Consider the following 15752-nt stretch of genomic DNA (forward strand, 5'->3'; position numbering starts at 1 on the left):
TGTAATGACCGATGTATATATCTATGATGCCCTACGCACCCCGCGCGGCAAAGGCCGCAAAGATGGCAGCCTGCATGAAGTTACCGCATTGCGCCTGTCAAGCCTCACGCTTAACGCGATCCAATCGCGCAATAATTTAAGCGGCCATGCCGTCGAAGACGTGATCTGGGGCAATGTTACTCAAGTTGGCGAACAAGGGGCCTGTTTGGCGCGCTCAGCGGTTCTGGCCTCTGACCTAGATGAAAGCATCCCTGGCCTGTCAATAAACCGCTTTTGCGCCTCTGGGTTAGAAGCAGTGAATCTGGCGGCCAATCAAGTGCGCGGCGGCGCGGGAGAGGGATATATTGCAGGCGGAGTCGAAAGCATGAGCCGCGTGCCAATGGCCAGCGATGGCGGCGCGATTGCCGTGGATCCCAGCATCACCTTCGATCAATATTTCGTTCCCCAAGGTATTGGCGCCGATATTATCGCGACAGAATACGGGTTTTCGCGCGATCAGGGCGATGCGCTTGCCGTTGAAAGTCAAAAACGTGCCAAAACCGCCTGGGATCAGAACCGGTTTTCCAAATCCATAATTCCTGTCGAAGATATCAACGGGATCACCATTCTGGCGCATGATGAATTCATGCGCCCGGGCACCGATATGCAATCGCTCGGCGCTTTGAAACCATCCTTCAAAGATCAAGGTGAAGTGATTCCCGGCTTTGATAAAATCGCGATGATGAAATATCCTCATTTAGAAAAAATCCATCATATCCACCATGCTGGAAACAGCTCGGGTATCGTTGACGGTGCCGCCGCTTTGCTGATCGGCAATAAAGAATTTGGTGAAAAATATGGGCTCAAACCCCGCGCCAAAATTCGCTCTACCGCGAAAATTGGCACCGACCCGACGATCATGTTAACCGGACCCGTGCCCGTTACGGAAAAAATTCTGCGCGAAAGTGGCATGGTGATTGGCGATATCGATCTGTTCGAAGTCAACGAAGCCTTTGCCAGCGTGGTTCTGCGCTTTGAACAGGCCTTTGGCGTGGATCATGACAAAGTGAATGTGAATGGCGGCTCGATTGCGATGGGCCATCCTTTAGGGGCAACAGGGGCGATGATCCTTGGTACTTTGCTGGATGAACTTGAACGCGGCGATAAAGAAACCGGCCTTGCCACATTATGCATCGGCTCGGGGATGGGCGCCGCCACGATTATCGAGCGGGTCTGATGCCGAAAATTGATCTCTCTTGCGTGCCCGTAGAAACGGGGCAAGCGTGGTATCCCGCCCCGTATCAAGATGCTGTGGCCGGTTTGGAATTACAGCCCGTCAGCCGCACATCCGGGCTGACGCAATTTGCCGCGAATTTGGTGCGTCTGGCCCCCGGGGCAAAATCATCGCTGCGCCATTGGCATGTTCAGCAGGATGAGTTCGTGTTGGTGACCGAAGGAACGCTGACCTTAATCGAAGAGGATGGCGCCGTAGAGCTGGGCGCGGGCGAATGCGCGGCCTTTCCAGCGGGCCTCGAAAATGGCCACCATCTGGTGAATAGATCGTCAAAGCCCGCGACGTTTTTGGTGATTGGCACGCAGAGCGAAACCGAAACCGCCTATTATGCAGATATTGATATGATGGTGAAGCAACAGGATGGCCACTTCACCTTTTCCCGAAAAAATGGCGACGCGATCGCCCCAGAAGCCAACCGGAGCTCACAATGACCGATTTCAAGATGACACAAGATGCGCAAGGCATTGCAACACTCACATGGGATTGCATTGGCAAATCGATGAATGTGATGAGCTTTGAGGCCTTGCAGCAAATGAATGCATTGATCGATCAGGCGCTTGCAGATGAGGCGGTAAAGGGCATTATTTTAACCAGTGGCAAAAAGGATTTTGCCGCAGGCATGGATTTGAATGTTCTTGCAGACCTTAGAAACGCGTCTGGCGAAAATCCCGCAGAAGGCGTCTTCAACGGGATCCAATCCATTCATCAGATTTTTCGTAAAATAGAGCGCGCGGGAATGGATGCAAAAACCAATAAAGGCGGCAAGCCAATCGCAACCGTCTTGCCGGGCACTGCGCTTGGCATCGGCTTTGAATTGCCTTTGGCCACGCATCGCACTTTTGCCGCCGATAACCCCAAAGCAAAAATTGGTTTGCCCGAAATTCTTGTTGGATTATTTCCCGGCGCCGGGGGCACCATCCGCTTGGTACGCAAATTGGGTGCGATGGTCGCGGCGCCTTTTTTGCTGGAAGGCAAAACCCTCCCCCCCGCCAAAGCCAAAGCCGCCGGGCTGATTGACAGCGTCAGCGCTGACCCCATGGCCGATGCGCGGGCTTGGGTTTTAAACGCCACTGAGGCTGATTTGATCAAACCATGGGATCAAAAGGGCTATAAAATGCCGGGCGGCACCCCCTATCACCCATCTGGTTTTATGACCTTTATTGGCGCCTCAGCGATGGTTCATGGGAAAACCCAAGGCGCTTATCCCGCAGCCAAAGCCTTGCTCAGCGCGGTCTATGAAGGCGCCCAAGTGCCGTTTGAAACCGCGCTTAAAATTGAGGCGCGCTGGTTCACCTCGGTTTTGATGAACCCGTCTTCCGAAGCCATGATCCGCAGCCTCTTCCTCAATAAAGGCGCTTTGGAAAAAGGCGCCGTGCGGCCAAAAGAAATCGCAGATCAGTCCGTCAAAAAAGTTGGTGTATTGGGCGCTGGTATGATGGGGGCCGGGATTGCGCTGGTTTCTGCGCAGGCCGGGTTAGAGGTGGTGTTGATCGATCAAACACAAGCGGCCGCTGACAAAGGCAAAGCCTATAGCGAAGCCTATATGGACAAGGGCATCAAACGCGGCAAAGCCACCGCTGAGAAAAAACAGGCGGTGCTTGATAAGATTAGAGCCACAACCGATTACCAAGCGCTCAGCGATGTTGATTTGATCATTGAGGCTGTGTTTGAAGATCCAAAGGTCAAAGCAGAGATTACAGGCGCGGTTGAGGCGGTTATTCCTAAAGAATGCATCTTTGCTTCAAATACCTCAACTTTGCCGATCAGCGAATTGGCCAAAGCCAGCGAACGCCCCGAGCAATTTATCGGGATTCACTTCTTTTCTCCCGTTGAGCGCATGGCATTGGTTGAAATTATCAAAGGCAAAGCAACCGGCGATCGCGCGGTTGCCAAAGGCTTAGATTACGTGCGGCAAATTCGCAAAACGCCCATCGTTGTAAACGATGCGCGGTTTTTTTACGCCAATCGCTGCATCATCCCCTATATCAATGAAGGCATTCGCTTGGTGGCCGAAGGTGTCGCGCCGGCGATGGTGGATAATGCCGCGCGCATGCTGGGCTTTCCGGTTGGCCCCTTGCAGCTGGTGGATGAAACCTCGATTGATTTGGGTGCTAAAATTGCCCGTGCCACGAAAGCCGCTATGGGCGAAACCTATCCCGATTCGGCCGTTGATAACGTGCTTTTCTGGATGGAATCTAAAGGTCGCTTGGGCCGCAAGGCAAAGGCCGGCTTCTTCCGCTATGACGCGCAGGGCAAACGCCTTGGCTATTGGGAGGGGCTGGGCGCACAATATCCACTGGCCGCGCAGCAACCCAATTTAATTGACGTGCAACATAGGCTGATCTTTGTTCAAAGCTTAGAAGCGGTACGCGCGTTGGAAACGGGCGTGCTGATGGATATTCGCGAAGGCGATGTGGGCGCTATTCTGGGCTGGGGATTTGCACCTTGGTCAGGCGGCCCTTTCAGCTGGCTTGATATATTGGGCAGCCCGTATGCGGCCGAACGCTGCGATCAATTGCACCACGCCTATGGTGACCGCTTTGCCTGCCCAGATTTGCTGCGCAGCATGGCCAGCAAAGGGCAAAGCTTTTACGGGCAAGCTAAAAAAGCACAAAGCGCCGCCTAACGCCTTGCGATGGCCAAACTCAAAGCTATGCGGGATAAAAATGCTCTATCCGAGTTTTTTGGCAAGGCATTGCAGCATCACAGAGTGCGGAGGGCAATTAAAACGCCTGCCGCTGCAATGCAAACGATACCAGCCACCTGCAGCAATTGAATTTGTTGCCCGATAAACAGCCAAGCGAAAAAAGGCCCAAAAATAAACGCGGAATATTCAAACACCGCCACATAAGACGCCTGGCCAATTTGATAGGCCCTGAAAATCAATCCTATCCCCAAAATAGAGCCCACTGCTTGGATAATGATCCACGGCAAAGCCGCGGCAAGCGACCACGTCCAAGGGCGGGTTAAAAACCCATCGGCACCTGGCGCGACATCGCCCCCTGCCATGCCAAGATATATCAACGCGACCAACCCGAACAGGAACTGCAAAACCAACAGCATCGTTAACAAAGACAACGTCGATTCACCCTCGCATAATTGTCGGGTTGCAACGGCGGCCAACGCGTAAAAAACGCCCCCAAAAACGGGTAGAAAGCTTATGATATTCAAATCGATCAACCCCTTGTTGAGCACCAATAAAATACCCAAAAAGCCCAAAGAAACCGCAATCACGCGTATCGGTCCGATCTTTTCCCCCAACGCAAATGCGGTGATCAGCAATACAAAAATGGGCGAAGTAAAAAGCCCAGCCAAGGCCTGCGCCATTGGCATAAAAGCCAAAGAGCCAAAATAAAACAGCATTGAGATTGTTAAAAAAAGACTGCGCAAAAGCACCGCCCAGAAGCGTTTCGGCAAGATCGAGCCCGCCCCAAAGGCAGAGAGACCCAAAATAAGAGGCAAAGCAATCGCGGCTCGCAACGCTTGAAATTGCCAAATGCTGACCGTTTCCGCAATAAAAACGATAAAATTATCAATGCATCCCACAACAAACATCGCGGCAATCATGCAACTCGCGGCGGCGCGGCCGTTAGAAGGAAGGTTTTCGCTCATTGGGGTTTTCTTTGCCTCATTATACCGCTTAATCTAGCTTGAAACCGACACGGGCACAGGATTCTTTAGGAGAGCATTATGGGGTGGATGACAGACGAAACCGGCTTGGATAAAAATCAAGCAAATTATGTGGCGCTAACCCCCTTGTCGCATTTACGGCGCGCTGCGGTGGTGTTTGCAAACCTGCCCGCGGTGAGCTACGGCACCCATCGCAAAACCTACGCGGAATATTATGCGCGCTGCTCACAGCTGGCCTCGGCGTTGCAACAACGCGGCGTGTCCCCCGGGGATGTTGTGGCGACATTAATTCCCAACCTGCCCGCGCAGGCAGAAGCCCATTTTGGAGTGCCCGCTTGCGGCGCCGTGTTAAACACCATCAATACGCGGCTTGATACGGGCACAGTCAGCTATATTTTTGCCCATGGCGGCGCGAAAATAGTTTTGGTCGATAGCCAGTTTTTAAGCTTGGCCGAGGCCGCTTGCGCCGATATGGACGGCGAGGCACCCGTGATTATCGAAGTGCCCGATGATCAAGCCAGCTTTCCCGCTTCTGGGCGCCATCAAACCTATGAGAATCTGCTGGCCACTGGCGATCCAGATTTTTCCTGGCACATGCCCGAGGATGAATGGGAAAGCCTCTCCCTGAATTACACCTCAGGAACCACGGGGCGCCCGAAAGGCGTGGTATGTCACCACCGCGGCGCCTATCTGATGACCATGGGCACCGTGGTCAGCTGGCAGATGACGCTGCGCCCAGTGTTTATGGCGATTGTTCCGCTGTTTCACTGCAATGGCTGGAACCATACATGGATGATGCCACTTTTAGGCGGCACGCTGGTTTGCTGCCGCGACATCACAGCCAGCGCGATTTATAATGCCATCGCAGATGAGAACGTCGGCTATTTTGGCGGGGCGCCTATCGTATTGAACATGCTTGTCAACGCCAAGGATAACGAACGGCGCGACTTTGAACATGTGGTTGAAGTGTTCACGGCAGGCGCGCCACCAGCCCCGGCAACGCTGTCAAAAATCGAAAAGCTTGGGTTTAACGTCACGCAAGTTTACGGATTAACCGAAACCTATGGACACGTAACAGAATGCGTTTGGGATGACACCCGATGGGGCGATGCCAATGAAGACATGCGCGCCGCCATCAAGGCCCGCCAAGGCGTGGCCTTTCCGATGATGGAACATATCACCGTTATGGATGAACAGATGGCGCAGGTGCCAATGGATGGCAAAACTCAAGGTGAAATCATGATCCGCGGCAATTCGGTGATGAAGGGCTATTTGAAAAATCCAAAGGCAACGGCAGAAGCCTTTCAGGGGGGCTATTTTCATTCGGGTGATTTGGCTGTGCAGCATGCTGACAGCTATGTGCAAATCGCAGATCGCGCCAAAGACATCATCATTTCCGGCGGTGAGAATATCAGTTCTGTGGAAGTAGAGGGCGTTTTAATGGGGCATCCGGCGGTATCGCTTTGCGCGGTGGTTGCCAAAGCGGATGAAAAATGGGGCGAGGTGCCCTGCGCCTTTATCGAGCTTTTGGAGGGTGCCAACATTAGCGAAGAAGAATTGGTGCGGTTTGCCCGCAGCAAGCTGGCGGGCTTCAAAACCCCCAAAACAATCATCTTTCAAGAGCTTCCAAAAACCTCAACTGGAAAAATTCAAAAATTTGAATTGCGCAAACAAGCTTCTGAAGGCAGCTAAAGCGCTGTCTTTAAAGCAAGCTTTATGTTAGAGGTCTAAAAAACGAGGCGGCGGAATAGCCCGAGCACATGACGGCGTTGCAAAAATATGCGCGGCTTGAAGCCGTGGGGGTCTGGCGTGAAAGCGACCAGGGTCAAAGGCGCGATGTGATCGTTTCAATCGGTGACGCAACGCTTGTGATTACAGATTCGCAAGAAAAAGCGCTTGCGCATTGGTCACTCGCCGCGATTACCCGCGTCAATCCCGGTCTCGTGCCCGCGCTCTATCACCCCGAGGGCGACAAGACCGAAAGTCTGGAGCTTCCCGAAGATGAGGTGGCGATGGTCGAGGCGATCGAAACTTTAAGACGCGTCATCGATCGCCGTCGCCCCAAGCCTGGGCGGTTGCGGCTGGGCATGTTCCTCACCGTTCTCACATTGATCGCAGCGCTGGTGGTTTTCTGGCTGCCCAAAGCGGTTATTCAATATGCGGTGCAAATTATGCCCGAGGTCAAACGCGTGGAAATCGGCCAATCGCTGCTCAATCATATGAGCGGGTTCACAGGTCCGCCCTGCGCCTCAAATTTTGCACAGCCTGCCCTGCGCCAGTTAAGCCAGCGCTTGCTCGCGCGCAGCGACGCACTTTTGGTGCTGCCAAGCGGGCTGGACACCACCCGCCACCTTCCCGGCTCTTTAATGCTGATCGGTAGAACCTTGGTTGAAGATTATGAGGATCCCGATGTTTTAGCAGGCTATATTCTGGCGGAACAGCTGCGCTCAGAACAACAAGACAGCTTGCAAAGCCTTTTATCCTTTGTCGGAACGCTGAACGTGTTCCGCCTTCTCACAACTGGAAAACTGCCCGAAGCAACGCTGACAAATTATGCCCAATCGTTGCTGCTCACAGACCCGCATCGCATTGATTATACAGATCTTAAAACGCGATTTGCAGCCAAAGGCATCTCGCCTATCCCTTATGCTTATGCGGTTGACCTAACGGGGGAGCAAACCGCCGACTTGATTGATCACGGCCAAACTGAGCAATTTAAGCCAAGCTTACAGGATGCGTATTGGGTGCGCCTGCAAAGCCTTTGCGGCGGCTAGGCCAACGCCCCCAAAGGCGCATAGCTACTTGGTGCCAAACATGCGATCCCCAGCATCGCCAAGCCCGGGCACGATATAACCCTGTTCGTTTAAATGGCTGTCGAGTGAAGCCGTAACGATAGGCACATCAGGATGCGCCTCGGCCATGCGTTTCACCCCCTCTGGTGCCGCCAACAGGCATAAAAAACGAATATTTTTAGCCCCCGCTTGTTTCAGCAAATCAATAGCAGCCACCGAAGAATTGCCCGTGGCAAGCATAGGATCTACCGCGATCACCAACCGATCCTCTAAGCTTTCGGGGACTTTGAAATAATATTGCACGGGCTGCAAAGTCTCTTCATCGCGATAAAGGCCAACAAAACCAACGCGCGCCGAAGGGATCAGCTCAAGCACCCCGTCTAATAGGCCATTTCCAGCTCTTAGGATCGAAATCAAAGCCAGTTTTTTACCTTCCAAAACTGGTGCCTGCATGGTTTGCATTGGCGTTTCGATGGTTTTCGTGGCTAAGGCAAGGCTGCGTGTGACTTCGTAGGCCAAGAGCTGGCTGATCTCGCGCAACAATTGACGAAACTCAGCTGTCGAGCGTGTTTTGTCCCGCATCAGGGTCAGTTTATGCTGTACCAAAGGATGGTCAACGATTGTTAAATGATCACTCATGCGCTCTCCAATGCTTTTAAGAGTATCTGTTTCGTTTCAATATCGCAAAAGGCGGCCTGCGCAGCCGTGATGTTCAAGGCCAAAAAGTCTTTTGCACCCCAACCAAAAGTTTCGGCGAGGTTTGTGTATTCCTGCTTCATATCAGTATGAAAAAAAGGCGGATCATCGGTAGAAACCGTGATCAACACGCCAGCGTCACGTAATTTTTGTATTGGATGCTTGGCAAGGCTCGGAAACACGCCCAGCGCCACATTTGATCCCGGACAGATTTCCAAAACAATTTCGCGCGCTGTAATTTCGGCAACAAGCTCTGGATCTTCGATCACTTGAACCCCATGCCCGATGCGCGCAACATTCAGATCCCTGACAGCCTGCCGCACGCTTTCTGGGCCACCCCATTCTCCGGCATGCGTGGTGAGTTGCAACTGCGCTTCGCGCGCCATATCAAAACTGTAGGAAAAATCCCCTTGTTTTCCTTGCAGCTCATCGCCGGCCATCCCGAAGCCAACGATGTAATCTCCTGCAGTCTCGGCCGCGCAATACGCGGCTTTTTTGGCTAAATCTGGACCAAAATGGCGAATACAGGTGACAATGCCGCGGCTCCTAATCCCAGTTTTTCGTTGCGTTTCGAGGGCAGCTTGCTCGATCGCGGCCAAATAGTCTGCCCAGGCCCCTAAATCACTGCCACCGCAAAAATAGGGAGAGAGAAAGAGCTCGGAATAAATCACCCCTTGAGCGGCGCTTTGTGAAAGGACCTCGGCCGTTAGGCGGTAAAAATCCTCGGGGCTTTTCAACACCGTGGTGGCGGCTTCATAGACCCGAAGGAATTGTTCAAAATTTTGGAAAATATAATTTCCAGCTGGATCAAACACACCTTGAAGGTTGATATTTTTTTCATCGGCCAAGCGGCGGATGAAATGCGGTGGAGCCGCGCCTTCTAGATGCAGATGCAACTCAATTTTTTGACATTCGGCAACGCTCATAGAAAACTCTTTCCCTGCCCTTTCGGGGTTACGTTTAAATACGTGGCTACTGTTGCTGCAACATCTTCGAAGCCAAGTAAGCCAAGGGGCTTTGGGCCCATACCCGCGCAAAGAACAGGCACCCGCTCGCGGGTATGATCCGTGCCCGGCCACGTGGGGTCATTGCCATGATCCGCGGTCAATATCAACAAATCATCGGGTTTCATAGCGGCCAAAAGCGATGCCAATGCGCGATCAAACCACTCTAAAGCGCGCGCATATCCCGCGACATCCCGTCGATGCCCGTAGAGGCTGTCAAACTCAACAAAATTTGCAAAGACAAAGCTGCCATCTGCAGCTTGTGCAAATTGATCCTTAAGATGTTGCATCAAAACCATATCAGAGCCTGTCAGACTGTGATCTAACCCTTGGCCCGAAAAAATATCGCTGATTTTACCAATTCCAATGACCGGATGACCCGCGTCTTGTAGCCAATTGCTCAAGACCGGTTGCGGGGGTGTCATCGCATAATCTTTTCGATTTCCCGTCCGCTCAAATGCCCCAATTTCGCCAGCAAACGGGCGCGCGATCACGCGCCCCACCCGCATCGCGTGCAACCGTGGCGCAATTTTTGCGCATAAATCATAGAGACGCTCTAGGCCAAAATGCTGTTCATGCGCCGCAATCTGAAAAACGCTATCGGAAGATGTGTAACAAATAGGCTGGCCAGTTTCACAATGGGCCGCGCCAAGATCTTGCAAAATTTCGGTTCCCGATGCGTGGCAATTACCCAAAATACCTGAGGTACCAGCTATTGCACAGACTTCGGCGACCAGTGCATCCGGAAAGGCAGGCTGGGCTCTTGGAAAGCTGTGCCATTGCCAAGGCACGGGCAAGCCAGCCAATTCCCAATGACCAGAGGGCGTATCTTTGCCAAACGAGATTTCGCTGGCCGCGCCCCAAGCACCTTCGGGCACAGCCAAAAGATTGGGCGGGCGCTGACCGCAGGCCAGTTCTACCGCTGCGCCAAGGCCCAGCCGATCTAAATTGGGAAGCTGCAAAGGTCCTTTTCGGCCCCGATCTCCCTGCCCTTTATCGCAAGCTTGGGCAATATGCAGCAGCGTATTGGACCCCGTATCCGGCAGGTCAATATTGAAAAATTGATCTGCGTCGGGCGCGCCGCCGATACCAACAGAATCTAAAACAACAAGAAAGCACCGCCCCATTTACCCTACCCGTTCCAAAACCAGAGGCGCCGCCGGCAGAGCGATTTCGCCCATACTCAACGCATTGCGAACAGTTTCGCCGATTTTATCGGCCGGGCCAACGCGGTTTGCATGCACCCGCGCCACCGGCATGCCCGCGATGACCTTGCTGCCAATTGGCAAAACGTCACTCAGCCCAACCGAAGGGTCAATAATATCACTTTCAACTTGCCGCCCGCCGCCAAGCTGCACCACGCTTAGGCCCAACGCTTCGCTATCCCACGCGGTTATATATCCCTCACGCGCTGCGTATATCTCGCGAATAACCGGCGCTTCAGGCAAAAACCGCTGCCAGTTCTCAACAAAACCGCGAGGTCCCCCCATCAGCGCTATCATCTGGCCGAATTTTTCCGCTGCCTGCCCGCTATCCAGCCGGTTTGCCAAATCTTCCTGCGCCGCCTCAAAAGATTTAAAAAGCCGATTGGCGCATAAAAGCTCGCCCCCCAATTGCAGCGTTAACTCCCGCAACCGCCCTGCTTTGCCCTCACACAGCACCTGCATCACCTCGACCAATTCAAGCGCATTGCCCAAGGCCGGTGCCAAAGGTTGGTTCATATCGCTGATCAACGCGATCGTATTGCATCCGGCCTGGCCCGCCGTGCGCACAAGCGATTGCCCGAGAACCCGCGCCTGGTCGGGCGTTTTCATAAACGCGCCGCTGCCGCATTTCACATCCAAAATCAGCCCATCCAATCCCGCCGCCAATTTTTTTGATAAAATAGACGCGGTAATCAGATCCAGGCTATCGACCGTAGAGGTCACATCGCGAATGGCATAAAGGCGCTTATCCGCGGGTGCCAAGGCCGCACCAGCGCTAACAATCGCGCAGCCTACCTCTTTTAAAAGGCGGTCAAATTGCGGTTTTTCAACCTGAACTGACAGTCCCGGAATGGCCTGCAATTTGTCTAAAGTGCCCCCGGTATGGCCCAAGCCCCGCCCAGAAATCATCGGGACAAACACCCCTGCAGAAGCCAAAAGCGGCGCCAAAACCAACGAAACACAATCGCCAACACCGCCCGTTGAATGCTTATCCAAAACCGGACCGTCCAAATCCCAGTGCAAAACCGGGCCACTATCGCGCATGGCGCGGGTCAAATCTACGCGGCTGTCAAACGGCAATCCTTTGAGACAAACGGCCATGGCAAAAGCGGCGGCTTGCGCATCGCTTACCGTATGATCTGCCAAGCCTTGGGCAAACCAAGCCATCGCTGCGCCAGAGGGCGCATGACCTTCGCGCACCTGCGCGATGATAGAGCGTGCATCAAAGCTCATCCAAGATGATCCATATGCTCAGGCGTAAAGGCTCCGGGCAATAATTGCGCCACCGTCAATGTTTTCTCAATTCCTGAGATCGTGGCCATCGTAACAGGCACGTCAGGCGCAGAAAACTCGGCCAGCTTTTGACGGCATCCACCGCAAGGGGGCACTGGCTCTGCCCCATCAGCCACCACATAAACAGCAGTAATTTTTCGATCCCCAGCCGCAATCATGCGGGCAATCGCGCCCGCTTCAGCGCATGTGCCTTCGGGATAGGCCGCATTTTCAACATTCACGCCGGTGTAAACTTCCCCCGAACTGCTCCTCAGCGCAACACCGACCTGAAATCCAGAATAGGGGGCATAGGCATTTTCTCTGATTTTCAATGCAGCTTGCTTTAAAGCCATTTTTTACTTTTCCTATCGATTATTGCGGGGCATCTGTGGTGAAATTTCCCGGTAGCGCAACTTCAAGCAATTCGCAATCTTCACTAATTTCAAGATACTGGCTAAGCATGCCCGGCGGGATCACGAACGCATCGCCCGGGGTTAACTGCACGGATTGCTGACCCTCAGCCTGCAGGGTCATGGCCCCCTCCATGACAAAGCTGAACAGAATATCAGCATTGTGAGATACGCGTTGACACGGGGCGCCATTGGCTTTCAAGACATGCACGCCGGCGACGTTTTGAGTATGCGCTGCAATCGTTGTATCACGGCTATCAAAGCCGGCCAAACGGCTTGGCATCCACCGCGCCGCATCGGCGCGGTGATGAACAAATTGTTGGCCGCTGAAACGACGTTTCGGATTGGCCGGGCCATTGGGCAGCTGCATCTCATGATCTATGGTGGTGATATGTTCGGCGGGCACTCCGATCTCTATCACTTCAATATTATCGCTGGCGAACAACACTTTATGCCGAATTTCAGGTGGCTGGATCACGCAATTTCCAGCATATAAGCGAAATGGCGCGCCTTGATCCTCATAAACCAAATCCACCCAGCCACGGTAACAGAAAATCAACTGAAACCCCACCGTGTGATAATGCACCATATCCGGCACAGGGCCCCCATCTGGGATGCGAATATGGCTGGCGATGATCGATCCGCCCAACCGGTCGGGGATCAAATCACGATACTGCATGCCCGCCCGCCCAATCACCCAAGGGGCTTGATCTGCCAAGCGGCGCACCACAAATTTATGCTGGGTTTCAGGCAGGATCAAAGGCGTTTCATTGTTTTCGATCTCAATCCGGGTGCCATTTGGCGCTGTTAACCGCCGTGCACCCCCTGCGATCAAATCAGGCGTGGCGCTGAGCAGACGCAAAAGGCCAGGGGCAGCGCTGCCACCCTGTTCGATGCGCAGCCTTAAGCCATGGCCCGACAGCACGACCACGCGCGGGTCATCCGCAGGATAAATCATCTCCATACGCAGCCCCAATTGTTTGGTGAAGAAGGAAATATCCTCACTAAGATTGGTGCTGGGTAACACCACTTCTGAACGTATTGTCATCTCGCCTCGCTTCTTATCGGCACTTTGCGCAAGGCGAGGATACAAAACAAGACCAGAGACGCAAGAACTTGCAACTTTCCCTCCCTGTAAATTTAGTTTAATATTAAACTAGAATTGAAAATGGGAGTTATGGATATGAGCGATCCAACCGCCGATAATCTGCGCCAGGCTGCATTAAATTACCATGAATTTCCAAAACCGGGAAAATTAGAAGTGCGCGCCACCAAGCCGCTGGCCAATGGTCGAGACCTGGCCCGCGCCTATTCGCCGGGCGTTGCGGAGGCCTCTATCGAAATTCAAAAAGATCCGCTGGCCGCCAGCCGCTATACCGCACGGGGCAATCTGGTTGCCGTGATCAGCAACGGATCTGCCGTATTGGGCTTGGGAAATACCGGCGCCTTAGCCTCAAAGCCCGTGATGGAAGGCAAGGCGGTTTTATTCAAAAAATTTGCAAATATTGATTGCTTTGACATTGAGGTGAATGAAAGCGATCCGGAAAAACTTGCCGAAATTGTTTGCGCGCTTGAGCCCACATTTGGCGCCATCAATCTGGAAGATATCAAGGCGCCTGATTGCTTTATCGTAGAGAAGATCTGCCGTGAGCGCATGGGAATACCCGTGTTTCACGATGATCAACACGGCACGGCAATTGTTGTTGGAGCGGCGGCAACCAACGCGCTTTATGTGGCAAATAAATCCTTTGAAGATATTAAAATCGTTTCAACAGGCGGCGGCGCTGCGGGCATCGCCTGTCTAAATATGCTGATGAAGCTCGGTGTTAAGCGCAGCAATATCTGGCTATGCGATCTACATGGTTTGGTTTATCAGGGCCGCGATATCGATATGAACCCACAAAAGGCGGCCTTTGCGCAGGCCAGTGAGATGCGCAGCCTTGACGAAGTTATTGAAGGCGCTGATATGTTCTTAGGCCTTTCTGGGCCGAATGTTCTGCACCCAGATTTGGTTAAACAAATGAATGCGCAACCGATTATTTTTGCGCTTGCGAACCCAAATCCCGAGATTATGCCGGCCGACGCGCTCGCTGTCGCCCCAGATGCCATCATTGCCACCGGTAGAAGCGATTTCCCCAATCAAGTTAACAATGTCCTATGCTTTCCATTCATTTTTCGCGGGGCCTTGGATGTGGGCGCAACCGAGATTAATGACGCAATGCAGGTGGCCTGCATTCAAGGTATTGCAGAGCTTGCGCGGGCCACGACAAGCGCGGAAGCCGCTGCCGCCTATAAGGGTGAAACGCTGACATTTGGCCCAAATTATCTGATCCCGAAACCGTTTGATCCGCGCTTGTCGAGCGTGGTCTCAAGCGCTGTAGCAGAAGCCGCGATGCAAAGCGGGGTTGCCACGCAGCCGATCAAAGATATTGACGCGTATCGCGATGCGTTAAAACAAACCGTTGTCAAATCGGCATTTTTGATGCGGCCGGTGTTTGAGGCCGCCTCAAGCAGCGCTCGACGGATTGTGTTTGCCGAGGGCGAAGACGAGCGGGTGCTGCGCGCCGCTCAGGCCGTTTTGGAAGAAACCAGCGAAGTTCCCATCGTCATAGGCCGCCCCGAAGTGATTCAGCAACGTTGTGAAAGGCTGGGGCTGGATATCCGCCCTGATCGGGATTTTAACATCGTCAATCCGCAACAAGATGATCGGTATCGCGATTACTGGACCAGTTATCACTCGCTATTGGCCCGCCGTGGCGTCAGCCCAGATCTTGCAAAATCGATCATGCGCACAAACACCACTGCGATTGGCGCTGTTATGGTACATCGCGGAGAGGCTGATAGCCTGATCTGTGGCGCTGTGGGCGAATTCAGATGGCATCTGAATTATATCGAGCAAATTTTAGGCAGCAAAACCTTATCGCCAAGCGGCGCGCTGTCTTTGATGATTTTAGAAGACGGGCCTCTGTTCATCGCAGACACCCACGTCTGGGCGGATCCCACCCCCATGCAAATTGCCCAAACCGCCAAAGGGGCCGCGCGCCATGTGCGCCGTTTTGGCATAGAGCCACAAGTCGCGCTGTGCTCGCAATCACAATTTGGAAATCTGAACAGCGAGACTGGCAAGAAAATGCGCCAAGCATTGGATATTCTCGATACCGAAAAGGTGACGTTTACCTATGAGGGCGAAATGAATATCGATACGGCGTTAGATCCAGAACTGCGGGCCAGATTGCTGCCAGAAAACCGCTTACAGGGGGCCGCAAATGTGCTGATATTTGCCAATGCAGATGCCGCCTCTGGGGTGCGCAATATTCTTAAAATGCGCGCCGGAGGGCTTGAAGTTGGGCCTATATTGATGGGTATGGGCAATAAGGCGCATATTGCCAACCCCTCGGTGACGGCGCGGGGATTGTTAAATTTAGCCGCAATCGCTGGCACGGATGTCAAAAGCTATGAATAAAACGCCG

Annotated in this window: 13 protein-coding genes; 6 read left to right on the forward strand and 7 right to left on the reverse strand. The window is 53.1% G+C overall.

What is annotated here, in order from left to right:
- The first annotated feature begins 4 nt into the window (after positions 1-4).
- From UM181_01235 to UM181_01245, 3 genes are read left to right on the forward strand one after another with little or no spacing between them, the layout of a single operon-like run.
- Positions 5-1216, forward strand: a complete 1212-nt coding sequence (locus UM181_01235) for an acetyl-CoA C-acetyltransferase (GenBank protein WQC63263.1) — start codon at positions 5-7, stop codon at positions 1214-1216.
- On the forward strand, positions 1216-1704 hold the full coding sequence (locus UM181_01240) for a cupin domain-containing protein (protein WQC63264.1): 489 nt from the start codon (positions 1216-1218) through the stop codon (positions 1702-1704). The genes UM181_01235 and UM181_01240 overlap by 1 nt, the downstream gene beginning before the upstream one ends.
- Complete coding sequence (locus UM181_01245; protein ID WQC63265.1) at positions 1701-3899, forward strand: 3-hydroxyacyl-CoA dehydrogenase NAD-binding domain-containing protein; 2199 nt, start codon at positions 1701-1703, stop codon at positions 3897-3899. Before UM181_01240 ends, UM181_01245 begins: the two co-directional genes overlap by 4 nt.
- Positions 3900-3976: 77 nt before the next feature.
- Here the strand turns inward: UM181_01245 and UM181_01250 are convergent, their stop codons facing one another.
- A complete protein-coding gene (locus UM181_01250; GenBank protein ID WQC63266.1) occupies positions 3977-4885 on the reverse strand; it encodes a DMT family transporter in 909 nt (302 codons plus the stop codon).
- Between the two features lie 78 nt (positions 4886-4963).
- Here UM181_01250 and UM181_01255 point away from each other — a divergent pair, with 78 nt between their 5' ends.
- Together UM181_01255 and UM181_01260 are read left to right on the forward strand one after the other, a co-directional pair.
- Positions 4964-6595, forward strand: coding sequence for an AMP-binding protein (locus UM181_01255; protein ID WQC63267.1), 1632 nt, complete (start codon positions 4964-4966; stop codon positions 6593-6595).
- A 68-nt stretch (positions 6596-6663) separates the two neighbouring features.
- Positions 6664-7677, forward strand: coding sequence for a hypothetical protein (locus UM181_01260; protein WQC63268.1), 1014 nt, complete (start codon positions 6664-6666; stop codon positions 7675-7677).
- Positions 7678-7701: 24 nt separating this feature from the next.
- Here UM181_01260 and upp read toward each other — a convergent pair whose 3' ends face one another.
- From upp to UM181_01290, 6 genes are read right to left on the reverse strand one after another with little or no spacing between them, the layout of a single operon-like run.
- Entirely contained in the window at positions 7702-8334 is a 633-nt protein-coding gene (gene upp / locus UM181_01265; GenBank protein ID WQC63269.1) for a uracil phosphoribosyltransferase, read from the reverse strand.
- On the reverse strand, positions 8331-9317 hold the full coding sequence (locus UM181_01270) for an adenosine deaminase (protein WQC63270.1): 987 nt from the start codon (positions 9315-9317) through the stop codon (positions 8331-8333). Before UM181_01270 ends, upp begins: the two co-directional genes overlap by 4 nt.
- Positions 9314-10522: a phosphopentomutase gene (locus UM181_01275; protein WQC63271.1), complete on the reverse strand. Its 1209-nt coding sequence runs from the start codon at positions 10520-10522 to the stop codon at positions 9314-9316. Before UM181_01275 ends, UM181_01270 begins: the two co-directional genes overlap by 4 nt.
- On the reverse strand, positions 10523-11833 hold the full coding sequence (locus UM181_01280; GenBank protein WQC63272.1) for a thymidine phosphorylase: 1311 nt from the start codon (positions 11831-11833) through the stop codon (positions 10523-10525).
- Complete coding sequence (locus UM181_01285) at positions 11830-12225, reverse strand: cytidine deaminase (GenBank protein WQC63273.1); 396 nt, start codon at positions 12223-12225, stop codon at positions 11830-11832. The genes UM181_01280 and UM181_01285 overlap by 4 nt, the downstream gene beginning before the upstream one ends.
- A 19-nt stretch (positions 12226-12244) precedes the next feature.
- Positions 12245-13330, reverse strand: a complete 1086-nt coding sequence (locus tag UM181_01290; protein ID WQC63274.1) for a cupin domain-containing protein — start codon at positions 13328-13330, stop codon at positions 12245-12247.
- A 135-nt stretch (positions 13331-13465) separates the two neighbouring features.
- Here UM181_01290 and UM181_01295 point away from each other — a divergent pair, with 135 nt between their 5' ends.
- Positions 13466-15745: an NADP-dependent malic enzyme gene (locus UM181_01295; protein WQC63275.1), complete on the forward strand. Its 2280-nt coding sequence runs from the start codon at positions 13466-13468 to the stop codon at positions 15743-15745.
- Positions 15746-15752 lie beyond the last annotated feature (7 nt).

Source organism: Alphaproteobacteria bacterium US3C007 (genome assembly GCA_034423775.1).
GTDB lineage: Bacteria > Pseudomonadota > Alphaproteobacteria > Rhodobacterales > Rhodobacteraceae > Thalassovivens > Thalassovivens spotae.